This window comes from Agrobacterium sp. CMT1 (genome assembly GCF_037203725.1).
Lineage (GTDB): Bacteria > Pseudomonadota > Alphaproteobacteria > Rhizobiales > Rhizobiaceae > Agrobacterium > Agrobacterium pusense.
The window spans coordinates 921,759-937,432 of record NZ_JBBCAR010000007.1; the positions used below are offsets into that span (position 1 = coordinate 921,759).

The window sequence follows — 15,674 nt, forward strand, 5'->3', positions numbered from 1 at the left end:
GCAGGTTCCAAGGTTTTATCGGTGGAGCCGGTAGAACAAGCGGACCCGTCACGACCTGCCCTGCGGTTCGAAAAAGGCACCCGCTTGTCGCCCTATGAGGAGGGGCAACAGCTACCCGCGATGTTTCATCATATGGTTCCCCCGGCCCACCCGTGCGGCGGCAGGAGGAGCGCTTGCCTTGAGGCCGTTCATGTCATTCCTGAAGAATACCAAGATAAAAACGAAGGTCGTTTTTGTCATCTCGCTGATGAGCCTGATGTCGCTTTCCGGCATAAGCTATGTCAGCCTGCAATATAAAAACACCGATAATGTCTATAGTGATTTCATCGGCCACGAGGCCCTTGCTGCGGTGCTGAACGCCAGAACAAGCGGAAATCTCAATGCGCTCGGCATGCAGATGCTTCGCGCCAGCCTCAACGATCCGGCCAGCAGCGATTTCGAAGCGGCCGTAAAGACCTTCAGGGCAGATCGCAAGCAGCTCGAGGAACGCCAGAACAAGATCATCGAACTCGTGCCGGCCCGCACGGACGCCGCGCGGGACATCCTCAAGGGTGTTGTCGAAGTCGAGGAAATCGGCAATCAGGTCATTTCCCTCATGCAGGCAGGACAGCGGGCCGAAGCCCAGCAGATGGCGCTTAACGTCCTACGGAAAATCACCGAGGTTTCGCCGAAAATCAGTGCGGGTAACGAACAGCTCATCCAGGTCATGAATGAGGGCCGGGAGCGCCTTACCGCAAGCACGAATACGACGATCTGGACGGGTGTTGTCACACTCGCACTCATGTCTCTGGCCGTGATCGCGCTTGGCCTGCTCATCTCGTCCCGCGGCATTACCACGCCGATTGCGCGCCTTCGCGCCCGCATGGAAGCGCTGGCGGCGGGGGATACTGCAAGCGAAATCGTCGGCATGGATCGCAAGGATGAAGTTGGTCAGATGGCCGCCACCGTTCAAGCGTTCCGCGAAAGCGCAGTGGAGCGCCTGCGGCTCGAGGCTGAAACGGACGCGAACCGGTCCATGTCCGAAAAGGATCGGATCGAGCGGGAGAAACAGAAGGCGCAGGAAGCCGCCGACGTTCAGTTCGCGGTCACCAATCTTGCCACCGCGCTTTCGAAGATCGCCGAAGGCGATGTCACTTACCGCATAGCGCAGCCGTTTGTGCCGAGCCTGGACGGTATTCGCGGCGACTTCAACAGGGCCGCGGAACAGCTGCAGTCGACGCTCAACCAGGTGGCGCAGAATGCCCGTGGCATCGATTCCGGCGCAAACGAAATCCGCGCAGCGGCCGACGATCTGGCGAAACGGACGGAGCAGCAGGCTGCGGCGGTAGAGGAAACCGCTGCGGCGCTGGAAGAGATCACCACGACGGTGAAGGATTCGACCAAACGGGCGCAGGAAGCGGGACATCTCGTCAGCCGCGCGAAGATCGGCGCCGAAAGATCCGGAGACGTGGTGCAGAAGGCCGTTGCCGCGATGGAACAGATCGCGACATCCGCGAATGAGATTTCCAATATTATCGGCGTTATCGATGAGATTGCCTTCCAGACCAACCTTCTGGCACTGAATGCCGGGGTGGAGGCTGCCCGTGCGGGCGAGGCGGGCAAGGGCTTCGCCGTTGTCGCGCAGGAGGTTCGCGAACTGGCGCAGCGTTCCGCAGGCGCCGCCAAGGAGATCAAGAACCTGATCACGACCTCGAACGGTCAGGTCCAGCAAGGCGTGCAGCTCGTCGGAGAGACCGGCAAGGCATTGGAACTGATCGTCACGGAAGTGCAGGAGATCAACCGCCACGTGGCGGCGATTGCGGAATCGGCACAGGAACAGTCCTCCGGTCTCCAGCAGATCAATACGGCCGTGAACCAGATGGACCAGGACACCCAGAAGAACGCCGCAATGGTGGAGGAGAGCACCGCGGCGAGCCACGGGCTCGCACGCGAGGCGTCGTCGCTCAACCGGCTGATCGCCCAGTTCAAGCTGTCTGAAGCCGGTTACAGCGAGGCTTCCGCGCCCGTGCGAACCGCTTCGTCGGCCGACAGACCGGCGACCTCACCGGCCCGCGCCCTTGGCGGCCGGATCAGGGCGGCGTTCTCCGGCAACGCGGCACTGAATACGACAACGGATAATTGGGAGGAGTTCTGATACCCACTCTGCCTTCACGCTCTCCATGGCGCTGAAAGCACTATTCCAGACAGGGGCACCGGGGTCGGGTTTCTAGCCTGAGCCCGGTGTTCTGCTTTTCGGGACGGATCAGCCTGCCACTGCGCCGTGGCTATTCGTTGCCATTCGTCGTCATGCTGGTAAGGTTTGCCGCCATTGGGGCGGTGCCTGGGAGGGGAAGACATGATCGCAGCCTATATTGATGAATTCATCATGTTCTGCGTCGGCCTCTGGATGACGCTGGAGGGGTTCGGATATCTGTCCCTGTCGGGAAATCCTGCCCACCGGCCGCCGGTGGCGCGTCACTTCAAGTGGATGGGCCCCATGCTGCTTATGATCGCGCTCATTCTGGCCATTGCTTCCTGATCCTTGAAGGTTGTCGTGTGGCGGCACTTTGCCTTTGGCTCGTTTTGCGGTAACAGGGAGCCATGATCAAAGCATCGAGTACCACCTGCATCTAGCTCCCGCCGCAGCGCGAGGAGCATCGGACGAGAAGCCAGCCGGCTTTTCGCCTGGTGTCGGCTTGCCGCAAGGCAAGCGAAGCGAAGACATGCAGTGAGATTACTCAATGGAAAACTATTTCGAAAGCCCGTTCCGGGGCATCACGCTCGACAAGCAGGTAAAGAACCCAAACCTCGTGGTCGGAAAATACAGCTATTATTCCGGCTATTATCACGGCCACAGCTTTGAAGATTGTGCCCGTTATCTGTTGCCGGATGAGGGCGCGGACAGGCTGGTGGTGGGGAGCTTCTGCTCGATAGGTTCGGGCGCAGCCTTCATCATGGCGGGCAATCAGGGCCATCGCAATGAGTGGATCAGCACCTTTCCCTTCTTCTTCATGCCCGAAGTGCCGGAATTCGAGAATGCCGCAAACGGCTATCTGCCGTCCGGCGATACAGTCATCGGCAATGATGTCTGGATAGGCTCGGAAGCTGTCATCATGCCCGGTATTACCATAGGCGACGGCGCCGTGATCGGAACGCGTGCGCTGGTGACGAAAGATGTCGAACCCTACGCTATCGTCGGTGGCAATCCCGCGAAAATGATCCGCAAGCGGTTCGACGACGACTCGATCGAGCTGCTTCTGGAGATGAAGTGGTGGGATTGGCCGGGGGACCGGCTGAAAGCCGCGATGCCGCTCATGACCAGCGGCAATGTTGCGGAGCTTTACCGGTTCTGGCGGTCGGATAGCGCCCAGCCGTAAACAAACGGCCGGCCCGTCTCATCAAGGCGGGCCGAGCCTTTCCGAGGGCCGGACATGTGGGTCAGCGTCGCCGTCAGTAAGCGGTGTAGTCAGACCGGCATGAACGCCAAGACAGCTCCGTATCATCCTGCAAAGCCATCCTGTTGAGACATCACGCCGGGTTTCATAGTGATCAAGCCGCCGAATGAGGTCGCGCGGTGCGTGATCGCAGACGCCGGAGCCGGACGTCCATCTGTCTCCTGGCCTGAATGTCGCCTCGTCTGACGGCGACCGACATTCCTTCCACCCACGCCGTAACGGCGCCGTCATTGTCTCCCAACCGTGCACGGCATTCGCCGAGTTCTGCCCATACCGCCGAATAGTCGGGATCCTGCCGGATAGCCTCCTGCAGGTGATGCGCTGCATTTTCGAACTGCCCCGCTGCCGCCAGAGCCTTCGCGATTGAAAAGCGCAGAAGGGGACTGTCCCTCCCGTCTTCCAGCATCTTCATGAGTTTTGTTATCATCGTTGTCCCGGAGCAATGGTGAAACACCATGTATCGGTACGATCTCAAGCGCAGTTGAGGTCAAGCGGTATTTGGCGCGCTCTTCCTGCATGGGTCGTCATGCGAACGCGTCCGATGACGACGCGCGCCTCCGTCAGGCTACGTCGCATCTCTCGCCCTCGCCGAGTTGAAATGACCACAGCCTGTGGGTTAAAGCACGGATGTCCCTTAGGATGGACACGATTCCCCCAGAATTATGGGTTTGCATGATCCCCGTCGCATTGCCCTCCGTCGAAGCGTTGCTTCTCCTTGCCTTCTTTCTCATCACGACCCTTGTGTGGGGCGTCTGGTCACTATGGCTGTTGGTTCGATGCATGGGCGGGCGCTGGAAGCGCCCGATGATCCTGCCTTACGGGCTGGTGACCGCGGTTGCGCTTTTCACGCTTTTTCGGTTCGGTGAATTTTATCTGGAGATGAGCGCTTACGACAGGGAGAGAGCAATACGTTATCAGCCGGAACTTCTGGAACCCGCACGTCTGGGCGGGATAGATATGCCCAAGGGTACGAAGCTCGAACTGGCCATTGCCGACAACAAGGAGGCCTTCGATAGGGCCGTGTTTCCGCATCCGGTGCGGATCGCGGATATCGACGCCGTTGAGATCGCCCGTTATATCGCGATAAAAACCAATGAAAATTACGAAACGATCGGTTTCACCCCAGGCGACATGCGGATAACCGGTATTGGCGTGACCACTCAGAGCGACTGGCGTTGTGATGCAACGCAGCCCGTGGAGTTCGATCTCATGGCTGATGGCAGCATCTCTACCTTCAGCAAATGCATTCTCGCCGATGGCAATCTCGTTGACGGTATCAGCCTGCCGAAAGGCACCTCCCTGCGGGCCTCCACCGGCAATGTTTACACCGATGGCTTTGTCGATTCCGACAGATGGGTTCTCGATATACCGACTGGGCAGACCATTCACATCGATGACTTCGATCTCTCAGAGGTAACGCTTGCCTTGAACGGCGAGCGAAAGCTCCACGAAATCAGCAGAGGCACCCTGTCAAAAGATGGCGTTCTTGGAACGCTTCACCATGCCGCTGGAACCAATATTCGTTATAATCCCCGCCATCTTCGCAATGACTACCCAGACGCATGGCTGATAATTCCGCCTCTGCCCGATACCGGTGCTCCGCCGGTTCCATCGCCGGATATCGTTCAGAGCAGGGATGGCGAGGTTCTTGCGAATTGAGTCTGTGGCGAAGACCTGCAGGGACGACTGACTGTCCCGCCTTGCCCTACCAGCCGTAGCTGTAGGTCAGGCCGCTGCCGTTATTGCCGTCCTGCAAGACGTTGGTATCCGTGTTGCGGCCGTACTGAAAAATGCCATAGGCATTGTTGTTGCCGTTCTGCTGCAACGTCGCGGAGTGGCCTACGCCCCGTTGCCGGATAAAGCCGAGATTGCCGCCGCCGTTCTGGGCAATGCCGGCGGCGTTGCCGCGGCCGAGCTGGCGGATGTCGGCATCCTTCAGGCCGCGGTAGATCGAATAGGCGCGGAGGCCCGTCGAAAGCAGGTCGCCATCGGCGGCATTGCCGGGTGCGAGATCGAAGGAGATGCGACCGCCGGCGTGGGCCGGTGCCGGAGAACCAAGAGGTGCGAGGCCCCCGACGAGCAGGGTAACAGTCATGAGTTTCAATATGTTGCGCGTCATTCTGATCTCCATCCGTCAGCGCCTTGCCGATGATCGAAAATCGCATTTCGCAACTGAACCTGATCGGAACTGCCCGTTCACACGTCGTTCAGTCGCTTGGCAGGATCGAAAGAAAAGGGCGCCTGAAGCGGCGCCCTTCACGGGTATAATTTACGGGCATGTCTTGGCTTAGTCGCCATCAACCTGCTTTGTGCAGCTGAAGCTCCGGCCATCGATAGCCATATCGAGCACCGCCTTATAGCGGGCTCCCTTCGCATCGAGCGTTACCGCGCTGAGCAATTGCGGACGTCCGGCTGCGGCATCAAAGTCGCCGCCCTGATTGATCACCGAATGTCCGCCGCTTCCCGATTTTTCGACGTGAAACCCGTAGGTCCCGCCGGCAGTGACATCGGCTCCGGCAAAGGCCTCCAGCTTCACCATGTCCGCCTGCGACGTTGCCCTGATCTCGCAGACGTTTCCAGCCGTCGACTCCCGTGCGGTCGATATGGCCCCAACGGTGCCGGCGGGAAGCAGTGCCAGCGCAAGGATCGCCGCCAGACGGCGCTTATGACTGATGCTGTGGGGCATGGCTGGTCTCCCGGATGATCTGATGTTTCGAGCCTGACCGGTTACACGTCGTGCGGCCGGTCAAGGGCAGGCTTGTACGAAGGCGGCGACATTGTCGTTGCCGCCCTGGCTCACATTGGCGCTGCATCCGCGGCCCACCTGGACACCGGCCGCGATGTTGCCGTTGCCGTCCTGCGTGAGGATGGTGGTGTGATTGGAACCGAACTGGCCGATGCCGGCCACGTTGCGGCTGCCGTTCTGATAGGTGGAGCCGTAATTGTCGTGCCCCTCCTGGCCGACAGCCGAGAGGTTATGCCGGCCATATTGATGACCGACAATCCGGTTGTAGCCGCCGTTCTGGTACGTGCGGATCCGGTTGCCGTAACCCTCCTGTGCACCGCCGGCAGAATTGGACCAGCCATATTGTTCGATGCGCACATCATTGGCCATGGCGGGTGCCGCGGCAGCGAGGCCGACGAGAGCGACGAGTGCACTTGCAATGAAAGACTTCCGGATCATGACGTGTCTCCTCAGGCGGATGGACCGCGGTTGAACGTCCCTGTTTTAGAACGTTCCACCGGAACGGAGGCTGAAGGCGTCATTCAGTCGTGGTTCATTGGCCGAAGCCAATAGGCGCCGACATCGCTGAAGCCAGCCTCCACGTTCCTGCGGTATCCTGACGGAACCGGAATCGCCTCTTCAGCGCCATATATCTGTCAGGCCGCCCGAAGCTCCGTGCACAGGATCGGTCTCCGGCTTCGGCAGGGATCTGATCCGCTCAAGCATGTCAGCGCTGGCGGAGGATGTTTGGATATCGGCTTCCTGCCCGGGCGGATAAGCACCCACCACTTGAAAATCCGGGGAGGAGTCCAGTTTCATGTGGCCTGTCCCGGCGGGCAGGATCAGGCAGTCACCGCGGCCAACATCGAGAACTTGCCCCTCAGGCCCGCCGATCTGCAAGGTCGCTTCGCCACGTCCGACACCCAGAACCTCGTGTGCCCCGCTGTGGTAATGGTGGTAGTCGAAAACGCCGTTGCGCCAGATGCCGCTCCATCCGTTGCGGGAAAATGTCGCTTCGAAATCCGCGGAATGAAAGTCCGTGCCGATATTGCGGTAAATGATCACGGGAAAGGTCTGGTTATTGGGGACCTGTCCGCTGGGGCCGAAGGTCAGTTGCTCGGTTTTCATGGCGATGCTCCTCATGACCGTTTCTACCGCGAACAATGCGGACCGAAATCTGGCGGCGCATTTCAGCCGCCCAGGTCATAATCACTCCCGAGAGCGGGCAGTTCCGCAATGTCTTGACGAAAACGCGGTTGCGGCGGTCTCAAGCCCGGCGAACCGGGCTTGAGACGTTTTCTGGCTGGCTTACTCGGCTGTCGCCTGAATATCGACCTTGTCGAGAAGACCCATCGGATTGTCGGAAGCCGCAACCAGGTCGAAGACCCCGAGGCCATTGACGCCCGTGGATTTGACTGTGACAGTCAGGGTTCCAGGCGTGCTGATGAAGCGCACCAGCGCCTCCACCGCGCCTTGCAGCTTCGGCTGCTCCGCCGCCACCTGCTGCAGCATCACACTCGCCACCAGCGTCAGCGTGCCGCGCACCTGATCCTCGGTCATGTCGTTCTGCAGGGCGTAGAGCTTGATCGCCTTGGCCATCAGGCCTTCGTCCTTGACGGTGAGCTTCACCTCACGGCCGGCAAGCCCGAAAAGCGCCGCCTGCGCGCGATTGACGTCGAAGGAGAAGAACTCCTCCGTAAAGCCGCTGACCAGTCCGGCAAGATTGACGCTGCCGAAATCCCTGCTGCTGAGCGAGATGTCGCGGATCACCAGATTGCTGTTCGGCTCGTCCCAGCCTGCGGAAAGGCCATAGGAGAAAGCCAGCGTCTCGAGACCCAGCTTGCGGGCCTCCACGAAAACGTCCTCCGTCGCGTCTGCGGGGATCGGAAGTGTGAGGTCATCCTGCCTGATCTCTATATCGGTCGGAATGCCGTTGAAGGGCTTGGTCAGCCCCATCTCGAAATTCTTGAGCGTGAACCTGATGCGTTCCGGCGTGCCGGTGGGTTCTTCCTCCGGCTCTTTCGGCGCGGCAATATCGACGTTGATGCCGCCGACGCGCACCCGGCCAAGTTCCGGTATCAGGCGATTGAACTGAAAGGTCTCGATCTCGGTTTCATCGAGCGCGATGATCTGGGAAATACCCTCGATCGTCGAACTCCAGTCGAAACCCTTGAGGCTTGCTTCCGCCACTTCGATCTTGCCGTCGCCGTCACCGATCGACAGACCGTTCAGGCCGAAGTCGAGCTTGCGGCTGTCCATCTGCATGTCGATGCGGTCGATGGCGGCCTTGACCCTTTTGCCGGCCGCTCCCTCTTTTTCATCCGGTGCGTCGGCCTTGAAGCCGATGAGCTGCATGTTGCTCCTGCCGATCATGTCGAGGATGGACACGACCTTGGCAAAAAGCGCCTGGCGTTCCTCCGGCGGAAGCTGGTCGGGATCCTTGGTGACCGTCAGTGCCTTCAGTGTGTCCAGCAGCGGTTCGGATGGCATGCGGGCGGTAAAGCCATCGCTGCGGATCTCGTCGTAGCTGAAACGGCCATCGCCATCGGAAAATGAAACCGTCTTGACGGAAAGCGGCCCATAGAGAGGTTTTGCCACCTTGTCGTCAGGGCCGGCCTTTTCCGTATAGAGCCGGGCGAGATAAGCGACGTCGATGTCCTGACCAGCGATCACGCCGGTCGACACCGCCACATGCTTGTCCTCAATCGCGCCGTCACTGTCGGGAAGCCGCATCTTGATGTCGTAGCTGCCCTTGTCGATCGAATACCGGGCGATACGGCCACCGGCGATCTCGGAGAGGACCAGGTTGCTGTAAACCGTCTTCTGCTCGGTGGTCGCGACCGACTGGCTCAACGTCAGCTCGGGCGTGGAGATGCGCGTCGCTGCGAAGCGCTCGATGCGGCGGGGCAGGGAGCCGCCGTTTCCTTCCGCCTGTGCGGACTTCTCGAACGCCGCATTCTCGATGCGGGCATGCGCCATTGAAAGCTTGCCGGTGGGTACATCCACATCGATGTCGCTCATGTCCAGCGCGCCGTCCAGAAAGGGCAGCTTCGGACGACCGTCAATGGCGGCAATACGAAGATTCTTGCCATCTTCGAGCGGCAGCGTCAGATCGCGAACATGAATTTTCCCGAGGAAATCGACTTCCACGGAGCCGGCAGTCGCGCCGGTGCGCGCAACCAGTTCCTTCACCTTCGCCTCGTAGAAGGTCTTGCCGCCGATGACACCTGCGGCCGCAACGGCGATAATTGCCACCGCCGCCCATAGCGCCCTGCGCCGACCCTTGCCGGTATGGCTGTTTTCCTGTTCCACGACGTTGGTCCTCTCTCACATACTGATCATATTGCGCGCCTTTTAAGCACGCAAAAGTTGCTTAGCAAGAGGTGATCGACGCCCGTGAAGGCCGCGCTACATCCAGACCGTCAACGCCATGCCGGCCACCACAGGTGCGGCGCCAGCGCAAGCGTCGGGCGAAGGGGCAGACGCGGCCTGACCGGCAATAAGCTTTGGGTGGGCAGGGCCTGGAATCCGCCGCGTCACGCGCCATTGATGATATTGCAGATACCCTCGCGGATCACGTTCTTGTCCGCGATCTGTCCTGCCTGAATGTTGAAGACGGCGTCGATCCGCACAGCCGCACCCTTTTGCCGGGCCACCACCCGCAGCGTCTGAATTCTGCCGCTGCCGCTGGTCTCCTGATGCGCATCGATGGACGACAGCGCCTTGTTGATCTGGATGCCCGAAAAACCTTCCGCCGCCACGGCCTGGGCGAGCTTCTGAAGCACGGCTGGCGCCTTCGCCTTCGGCAGCTCCTGCCAGGACTTGTAGGAAACAGCCGTCACCATCGGCACGCCGGAGACGGTGAAGTTCTTCTCGCAGGAGGCCGCGAAAACGGGGCTCGAAAAGGTGATCAGGCCAAGAGCCGCTATGAGGTATTTCATTTCGAACAATCCAATCGTTGGTGAAGGCTGACGACAATCGGCCGCGTCAGAAGGTTGACCGTTTGCCTCTGTAGGTGGAAGGCGGCGGCAGAGCCTCATGGGCCTGCGCAAGCGTTTCGAGCCATGTGGCCAGCCCTTCGGGAACCTCTTCATTGCCCGCCTCAAGCGCCTCGATCCAGGAGAGTTCGCATTGCAGCGCGGAGGCGATGTTGATCGGCGTCCAGCGAATGACCCGCAGGCATTGGTTAAAGCGTTCTGGCGACATGATGATTTGATTTTTCCCCGTCTTTTTCCCGCTGAAGCTCACCCACCGGGCGGCGGGAGTCAATTGCTTTTTTGCAACTCTCGATGGCTTGTTTCAGTTCCCGATCCGGATTTGCCGGATGATAAACTTAGCTAATCGGCTAGGTTTTTACTTGTGTCGCGATGATGGAACATGATAGTTAGCGATATGGCTAAGCATCATCCAGAGCTTTCACTCATCTTCCAGGCCCTTGCCGATCCCACACGGCGGGCAATTCTCGCTCGCCTCGGCAGCGGGCCGGCGCAGGTTACCGCATTGTCCGCTCCCACGGGTCTGCGCTTGCCCACGGTCATGCGCCACCTCGCCGTGCTTGAGGAGGCGGGGCTCATCGCCACATCCAAGGATGGACGCGTGCGCACCTGCGCAATAGTACCTGAAGCGCTGGAGCCGGTGAGAACTTGGCTCGATGAGCAACGGGCCGTGTGGGAGAGCCGGCTTGACCGGCTGGACGCATTTGCAGTTCACGCCATGAAGGAGGAGGAACAATGACAACGAAACCGGGTCAACAAAGCGCACACGCTGAACCGCCACAAGACCGTTTTGCAACGCTCAGCTTCGAACGGGAAATTGCCGTTCCGCTATCGGCTCTCTGGCAGGTCTGGCTCTCACCCGCCGCCCGGGCGGTGTGGGCCTCTCCCTCACCCTCGGTGACAGTGGAATTCCTGGAGGCGGACAGCAGGCTGGGCGGTCGCGAAGTGTCGCTCTGCAAGGTCTCCGGCCAGCCGGATATTCGCTGTGAATGCGGCTGGCTGGAGCTTCAGCCAAGCCGCCGCAGCGTGAATTACGAGGTGGTCTCATCCAGCGGCATAACCCAGTCGGCAGCGCTGGTGACTGCCGATTTTCAGGCGGCGGACGAGCGTAGCCGCTTGACCGTAACGGTGCAGCTTTCCTCGCTGGCCGAGGATATGCGCGATGGCTATCAGCAGGGTTTCAGCGCCGGTCTCAACAATCTGGCCAGCGTGGCCGGGCGAACCATGGTGCTGGAGCGAACGATAAAGGTGCCGCGAAACATTGTCTGGAAAGCCTGGATGAACGAAAAGACGCTGCCGCAATGGTGGGGCCCTGAAGGGTTTTCCTGCCGCACGAAGAGGATTGACCTGCGGACCGGCGGCGAATGGGTCTTTGACATGATCGGCCCTGACGGCACAGTCTTCCCGAACCATCATCGTTATGTCGAGGTCCGCCCCGAAGAGAGGCTCGCCTATACGCTGCTATGGGGCGAAAACGGGCCGAAACATGCCGATGCCTGGGCCTCCTTCGAAGATCAGGATGGCGCGACGAAAGTTGTGCTGGGCATGGTGTTCAGCACGGAAGCCGAGTTCCAGCAAGCGAAGGGTTTCGGCGCCGTGGAGCTGGGGCAGCAAACGCTGGGTAAACTGGAACGCTTCGCCAAGGCGCTATAGATGCGCCGTTCCGTCAGCTTCATGTGTAGAGGTCTCGATACTGGCTCCTTTCCATACCGGCATTAATCGTCAAAGCGCGCTCTGCGCGTGCGTGATCGTCTTGCAGGTCCCGCCTAATCTGTGATTTCGGCTCAGCCTACGGAAGCGTAATGGTAGAGCGGGCTTCTGCGGGCAACCTGAAGGCCACTTGGGTCAATAATGGGCGTCAGCCGAATTGGCTTGACCGTACACAAGGGCAGGGCCGTGACTATTTGCGCAGGGCGATTCAGGTGAAGAACATCTGGGTGCCATATGGAGCCTGACCCGGATTATGCGCGGCCTGCGACTAACAAGATTGCTGACTGGGACCGGTGGCCCCGGTAAGGTTTTCCGTAGAAAACAACCCTGCAACCGCGCCTACCCGCTGTTGCCGTCACTTGTTGTGCTGGCAGGATGATCAAGACGGCAACAGAGGCCGGCCACAGAGACCTGAAAAGCGCTGTGCTTTTCGAAGAAACATTTGCCTGCTTGTTTGACCAAACGAGCGGAGGCGAAGCGTTATCTCTCAAGGACTATCTCTCGCGTCCGCATGTGCGAGTAAGTGTTGCGCTGCAGGACAACAGCGAGGTTGACGATGCGCTCGCTCGTCTTGGCCACAAACGCCGTATTGCAATCCAGATTCCGCACTGGTCTGTTGCGCCCGACTTCGTCAGGGGAAGCGATCTCATCCTGACGGCAGCAAGACGCAGCATCGAGCTTTTGGGCCAGGGAAGTCTACAATGCGGCGAACTGCCGTTCCAGCTCAACAGCTTTCCCTTCGTCCAGGCGTGGCACAGGCGTTGCGAAAAGGATGCGGCGCATCGATGGCTTCGGGAGGCAATCGCTGCCATAGCGTCTAAGGAACCGACGTAGATACTCGGGACAACAGTTGGACGTCTGCTACGACATCCATGCTGAGGCCGAAGCTTTGGGCTTGGCGACGACGATATGATCGGCGTGGTTGGAGTGATCGAAGAGCGAACCGTCGCACTTTCACCACAGATCATCGCATATGGATTTTGCCCCGAGTCTGCATTGGCTGCTTTCGGAGGCACTTGGACAGCACCGCCTAAGCTCATCGAGTTGATCGTTGCTTCGAACATTTGCGAGGCCGCGCCGGTGGCAACCTTCCGCTACCAAGTCACAGGACATTAAGTGTTTCAGCGTACCCAAAGCGCGAGTCGCTAGTTTGATTGCCATCAAGGGCGCCTGAACTATCCACAGTCGAGGTTATTCATCGGCGCGCTGCGCGAACTAACGGCTCATGTGCGCCGAGCTTGCGGGAGAGCTCCGCGGCAGCTTGCGTCAAGACGCTCAGATGAGAGGATTGGGCCTCTGCCGTGAACCTTTGCATCTGGACGGTGAGGCCAATTGCCCCGACCAGCACATTACCCACCCCAAAGACGGGTACGCCGATCGCTCCGGTATCCGGGTCTCGTTCGCCGAGTGAGATGTAATAGCCCTTCTCCCTGATGTCGTCGTAAAACAGCCCGGGCTCGCCCGAAAACGCCACGAGGATCCGGGCGGTGGCGCCTTTGTCCAGCGACAGGGCTGCCCCTTCTTCCAGGTAGTGCCGGAAGATCCGCTCGGCGTGGTGCCGGTAAAGGCAGATGCGTCGGTCGCCATCCTTAATGTAAAAGGCAGCAGTTTCTTGTGTGCTCTCGACAAGCTCCTTGAGCGTCGGCCGCACGTAGTCGGCAAGGTTGAAGGCGCGCTGGTACTGATTGCCGAGACGGTAGAGCGACGATCCCAGCCGAAAGCGGCCGTCAGCTTCCCGAAACAGGTAGCCGAACCGTTCGAGCGAGGCGGACAGCCGCAAGATAGTGCTCGGATAAAGCCCGGTTCTTTGAGCAAGCTCGTTCAGCGTCAGTTTCGGGTTTGCATCGTCGAATGCGTCGAGGACGGATAGTGCACGTTCGACGGCCTCCACACGCTGTTCTTTTTGTCCGGCCATGAAACGCCTCGCCCGTTTGTAAGCTTCTCTCGCATCGGAGCTTTTTCCAATGCAGCTCTGCGAATCCATATAGAGCATTTCGATATGGGATGGCATTAGGAGAGACGCTCGTGGAGCCCATATCAGCGGCGAGCGATGATTTTCCACACCCCGTGGGCGCTCGCGACCTGTCGATCCTCGACGAACAATTCCCCCCGCATGAAGACGAGCTGCCGGGTTTCTCGCACAATTGTGCAACTGATTTCGACAGTTTCGCCGATCTTGACCGGTTCAAGAAACTGCATGTCGAACTGCACGGTGGCTTGTGCACGGGTCGGATCGCCCTGTCGGGCCGTCTTGCCCATCGCCCGATCGGCGAGCGTCATCAGCATCCCACCCTGGACATAGCCGGCGCGGTTCTTGTGCTTGGCTTCCGCATGAAAGCGGAACCTTCCGCTTTCATTGGACGTCGTTCGATGGAAGATCGGGCCAACAAGTTTGATGAAGCCATCATCGTCCTCTTCGACCCAGTCGATCTTGGTGCTCATCCACCTATTCCCCGCAGCGGAATAGTGCCAAAGACAAGCGCGCCGCCAAGCATCGCGAACATCAAACCGATCACCCATCCGATCGCAGCCTTCTGGTTCTCACCGTAGTTGATGTCGAGAAGAGCGACGAGGAGATAGGTCGAAGCGACAAGCGGGCTCAACAGATGCAATGGCTGGCCAATCAGCGATGCCCGCGCCATTTCCGCCGAGGAAATCCCGTAGGCGGCCGCCGTCTGCGCAAGGATCGGCAGGACACCGTAATAAAAGGCATCGTTGGTAACCGCATATGTCGCCGGTCCGCTGAGGAGGGCTGTGAATGGCGCGAGATACGGCCCGAAACTGTCCGGTGTGATGTAAAGAAGGCTGTTCGACATGGCGTCGAGCATACCCGTACCATTTAGAATTCCGGTGAAGATGCCGGCGGCAAAGATCAGCGAGACGACGGCCAGAACATTGAAGGCGTGCGCGCTCAGGCGTTCCTTCTGGCTGTTGACGTCGGGGTAATTCAACAAGAGCGCCACGGCGGTTGCGATCATGAAAAGGATCGGCAGGGGCAGGAAACCCTCGACCAGTGCGATGATCAGGATCACGGTGAGGATGAGGTTGAACGGCAGCATGCGCGGCCGGCGGAACTCCGGCACCTCCCCGAGACCTTCCTCGATTGCGGCGACATCGCTGGCCCGCACGGTTCCGATCCGGCGACGCTCCCGGATACCGAAAATGATCGCGACAAACATAATATACGCGATTCCTACCAGCATGGCTGGGATCAAAGGCACAAATACCTCGCTGACGTCGAGATGCATGGCGCTTGCTGCGCGTGCCGTCGGGCCGCCCCAGGGGAGGATGTTCATCACTCCGATCGACATCAAAAGCAAGGTCGCCATATATTGCAGGCGGATGCCGAGACGCCGGTAAATCGGCAAGAGCGCGGCGGTGCAGATCACGTAAGTGGTGGCACCGTCACCGTCGAGCGCCACCGTCGTGCCCATCACCGCCGTGCCGACGATGATCTTCAGAGGGTCGCCCTTGGCGAGTTTCACGATGAGGCGGATCAACGGATCGAACAAGCCGGCATCTGTCATGATACAGAAGTAGATGATGCCGAAGAACAACATGGCGGCGGTCGGCGCCAGTTTGACAATGCCATCGAGCATCATTTTGCCCATATCGGCACCAGCCCCGGCGATCAGGCCGAATACGATCGGCACGATCATCAAAGCAACAAGCGCGGTCATGCGTTTCGTCATGATCAGGATCATGAAGCTCGCGACCATTGCGTAACCGAGGAATATCAGCATGTCGTCTCCCTTCGACCACGTGCAAGCCTGCCTCCCAAGGCATGATGAGCGCGCGGTCGGATCGAAA

The 15,674-nt window shown here is 59.5% G+C and carries 18 protein-coding genes; 7 read left to right on the forward strand and 11 right to left on the reverse strand.

Annotation, left to right across the window (positions count from 1 at the left end; translation table 11 throughout):
- Positions 1-190: 190 nt before the first annotated feature.
- From WA845_RS12815 to catB, 3 genes are all read left to right on the forward strand, one after another.
- The gene (locus WA845_RS12815) at positions 191-2,134 is read left to right on the forward strand and encodes a methyl-accepting chemotaxis protein (RefSeq protein ID WP_112554210.1); all 1,944 of its coding nucleotides are present in this window, start codon (positions 191-193) and stop codon (positions 2,132-2,134) included.
- A 201-nt stretch (positions 2,135-2,335) separates the two neighbouring features.
- Complete coding sequence (locus tag WA845_RS12820; protein WP_112554211.1) at positions 2,336-2,518, forward strand: hypothetical protein; 183 nt, start codon at positions 2,336-2,338, stop codon at positions 2,516-2,518.
- Positions 2,519-2,720: 202 nt separating this feature from the next.
- A complete protein-coding gene (gene catB / locus WA845_RS12825; protein WP_037092615.1) occupies positions 2,721-3,356 on the forward strand; it encodes a type B chloramphenicol O-acetyltransferase in 636 nt (211 codons plus the stop codon).
- A 172-nt stretch (positions 3,357-3,528) separates the two neighbouring features.
- Here catB and WA845_RS12830 read toward each other — a convergent pair whose 3' ends face one another.
- Entirely contained in the window at positions 3,529-3,861 is a 333-nt protein-coding gene (locus WA845_RS12830; protein ID WP_037092676.1) for a tetratricopeptide repeat protein, read from the reverse strand.
- Between the two features lie 245 nt (positions 3,862-4,106).
- On the opposite strand from WA845_RS12830, the gene WA845_RS12835 reads away from it, so the two are divergent.
- The gene (locus WA845_RS12835; protein ID WP_112554212.1) at positions 4,107-5,093 is read left to right on the forward strand and encodes a hypothetical protein; all 987 of its coding nucleotides are present in this window, start codon (positions 4,107-4,109) and stop codon (positions 5,091-5,093) included.
- 46 nt (positions 5,094-5,139) lie between these two features.
- Here the strand turns inward: WA845_RS12835 and WA845_RS12840 are convergent, their stop codons facing one another.
- The 7 genes from WA845_RS12840 to WA845_RS12870 form a co-directional block, all read right to left on the reverse strand.
- Positions 5,140-5,553: a curlin gene (locus WA845_RS12840; RefSeq protein ID WP_337322359.1), complete on the reverse strand. Its 414-nt coding sequence runs from the start codon at positions 5,551-5,553 to the stop codon at positions 5,140-5,142.
- Positions 5,554-5,721: 168 nt separating this feature from the next.
- Positions 5,722-6,120 (reverse strand): curli-like amyloid fiber formation chaperone CsgH, encoded by a 399-nt coding sequence (csgH, locus tag WA845_RS12845; protein ID WP_112554216.1) that lies wholly within the window; start codon positions 6,118-6,120, stop codon positions 5,722-5,724.
- Between the two features lie 60 nt (positions 6,121-6,180).
- On the reverse strand, positions 6,181-6,618 hold the full coding sequence (locus WA845_RS12850; protein ID WP_006700628.1) for a curlin: 438 nt from the start codon (positions 6,616-6,618) through the stop codon (positions 6,181-6,183).
- Between the two features lie 180 nt (positions 6,619-6,798).
- A complete protein-coding gene (locus tag WA845_RS12855; RefSeq protein ID WP_112554218.1) occupies positions 6,799-7,287 on the reverse strand; it encodes a cupin in 489 nt (162 codons plus the stop codon).
- A 180-nt stretch (positions 7,288-7,467) separates the two neighbouring features.
- Positions 7,468-9,471, reverse strand: coding sequence for a hypothetical protein (locus WA845_RS12860; protein WP_077987614.1), 2,004 nt, complete (start codon positions 9,469-9,471; stop codon positions 7,468-7,470).
- 224 nt (positions 9,472-9,695) lie between these two features.
- A complete protein-coding gene (locus WA845_RS12865) occupies positions 9,696-10,100 on the reverse strand; it encodes a hypothetical protein (RefSeq protein WP_004444843.1) in 405 nt (134 codons plus the stop codon).
- A 46-nt stretch (positions 10,101-10,146) separates the two neighbouring features.
- A complete protein-coding gene (locus tag WA845_RS12870; RefSeq protein WP_004444840.1) occupies positions 10,147-10,365 on the reverse strand; it encodes a hypothetical protein in 219 nt (72 codons plus the stop codon).
- 186 nt (positions 10,366-10,551) lie between these two features.
- On the opposite strand from WA845_RS12870, the gene WA845_RS12875 reads away from it, so the two are divergent.
- From WA845_RS12875 to WA845_RS12885, 3 genes are all read left to right on the forward strand, one after another.
- Positions 10,552-10,893: a metalloregulator ArsR/SmtB family transcription factor gene (locus WA845_RS12875; protein WP_162719158.1), complete on the forward strand. Its 342-nt coding sequence runs from the start codon at positions 10,552-10,554 to the stop codon at positions 10,891-10,893.
- Complete coding sequence (locus WA845_RS12880) at positions 10,890-11,807, forward strand: SRPBCC domain-containing protein (protein WP_112554224.1); 918 nt, start codon at positions 10,890-10,892, stop codon at positions 11,805-11,807. The genes WA845_RS12875 and WA845_RS12880 overlap by 4 nt, the downstream gene beginning before the upstream one ends.
- 432 nt (positions 11,808-12,239) lie before the next feature.
- Positions 12,240-12,698 carry a LysR substrate-binding domain-containing protein gene (locus WA845_RS12885; protein ID WP_112554226.1) on the forward strand — a complete coding sequence of 153 codons (459 nt, stop codon included), beginning with the start codon at positions 12,240-12,242 and terminating at the stop codon, positions 12,696-12,698.
- Between the two features lie 361 nt (positions 12,699-13,059).
- Here WA845_RS12885 and WA845_RS12890 read toward each other — a convergent pair whose 3' ends face one another.
- The 3 genes from WA845_RS12890 to WA845_RS12900 form a co-directional block, all read right to left on the reverse strand.
- Positions 13,060-13,779: an IclR family transcriptional regulator gene (locus WA845_RS12890; RefSeq protein ID WP_162719159.1), complete on the reverse strand. Its 720-nt coding sequence runs from the start codon at positions 13,777-13,779 to the stop codon at positions 13,060-13,062.
- A gap of 122 nt (positions 13,780-13,901) precedes the next feature.
- Complete coding sequence (locus WA845_RS12895; protein WP_112554228.1) at positions 13,902-14,306, reverse strand: hotdog domain-containing protein; 405 nt, start codon at positions 14,304-14,306, stop codon at positions 13,902-13,904.
- Entirely contained in the window at positions 14,303-15,607 is a 1,305-nt protein-coding gene (locus WA845_RS12900) for a citrate:proton symporter (RefSeq protein ID WP_112554230.1), read from the reverse strand. Before WA845_RS12900 ends, WA845_RS12895 begins: the two co-directional genes overlap by 4 nt.
- Positions 15,608-15,674: the final 67 nt, after the last annotated feature.

Excerpts from the sequence above, each read along its gene's own strand:
- WA845_RS12815 (WP_112554210.1), top strand. The coding sequence starts at position 191 with ATGTCATTCCTGAAGAATACCAAGATAAAAACGAAGGTCGTTTTTGTC.
- WA845_RS12820 (WP_112554211.1), top strand. The coding sequence starts at position 2,336 with ATGATCGCAGCCTATATTGATGAATTCATCATGTTCTGCGTCGGCCTC.
- catB (WP_037092615.1), top strand. The coding sequence starts at position 2,721 with ATGGAAAACTATTTCGAAAGCCCGTTCCGGGGCATCACGCTCGACAAG.
- WA845_RS12830 (WP_037092676.1), bottom strand. The coding sequence starts at position 3,861 with ATGATAACAAAACTCATGAAGATGCTGGAAGACGGGAGGGACAGTCCC.
- WA845_RS12835 (WP_112554212.1), top strand. The coding sequence starts at position 4,107 with ATGATCCCCGTCGCATTGCCCTCCGTCGAAGCGTTGCTTCTCCTTGCC.
- WA845_RS12840 (WP_337322359.1), bottom strand. The coding sequence starts at position 5,553 with ATGACGCGCAACATATTGAAACTCATGACTGTTACCCTGCTCGTCGGG.
- csgH (WP_112554216.1), bottom strand. The coding sequence starts at position 6,120 with ATGCCCCACAGCATCAGTCATAAGCGCCGTCTGGCGGCGATCCTTGCG.
- WA845_RS12850 (WP_006700628.1), bottom strand. The coding sequence starts at position 6,618 with ATGATCCGGAAGTCTTTCATTGCAAGTGCACTCGTCGCTCTCGTCGGC.
- WA845_RS12855 (WP_112554218.1), bottom strand. The coding sequence starts at position 7,287 with ATGAAAACCGAGCAACTGACCTTCGGCCCCAGCGGACAGGTCCCCAAT.
- WA845_RS12865 (WP_004444843.1), bottom strand. The coding sequence starts at position 10,100 with ATGAAATACCTCATAGCGGCTCTTGGCCTGATCACCTTTTCGAGCCCC.
- WA845_RS12870 (WP_004444840.1), bottom strand. The coding sequence starts at position 10,365 with ATGTCGCCAGAACGCTTTAACCAATGCCTGCGGGTCATTCGCTGGACG.
- WA845_RS12875 (WP_162719158.1), top strand. The coding sequence starts at position 10,552 with ATGGCTAAGCATCATCCAGAGCTTTCACTCATCTTCCAGGCCCTTGCC.
- WA845_RS12880 (WP_112554224.1), top strand. The coding sequence starts at position 10,890 with ATGACAACGAAACCGGGTCAACAAAGCGCACACGCTGAACCGCCACAA.
- WA845_RS12885 (WP_112554226.1), top strand. The coding sequence starts at position 12,240 with ATGATCAAGACGGCAACAGAGGCCGGCCACAGAGACCTGAAAAGCGCT.
- WA845_RS12890 (WP_162719159.1), bottom strand. The coding sequence starts at position 13,779 with ATGGCCGGACAAAAAGAACAGCGTGTGGAGGCCGTCGAACGTGCACTA.
- WA845_RS12895 (WP_112554228.1), bottom strand. The coding sequence starts at position 14,306 with ATGAGCACCAAGATCGACTGGGTCGAAGAGGACGATGATGGCTTCATC.
- WA845_RS12900 (WP_112554230.1), bottom strand. The coding sequence starts at position 15,607 with ATGCTGATATTCCTCGGTTACGCAATGGTCGCGAGCTTCATGATCCTG.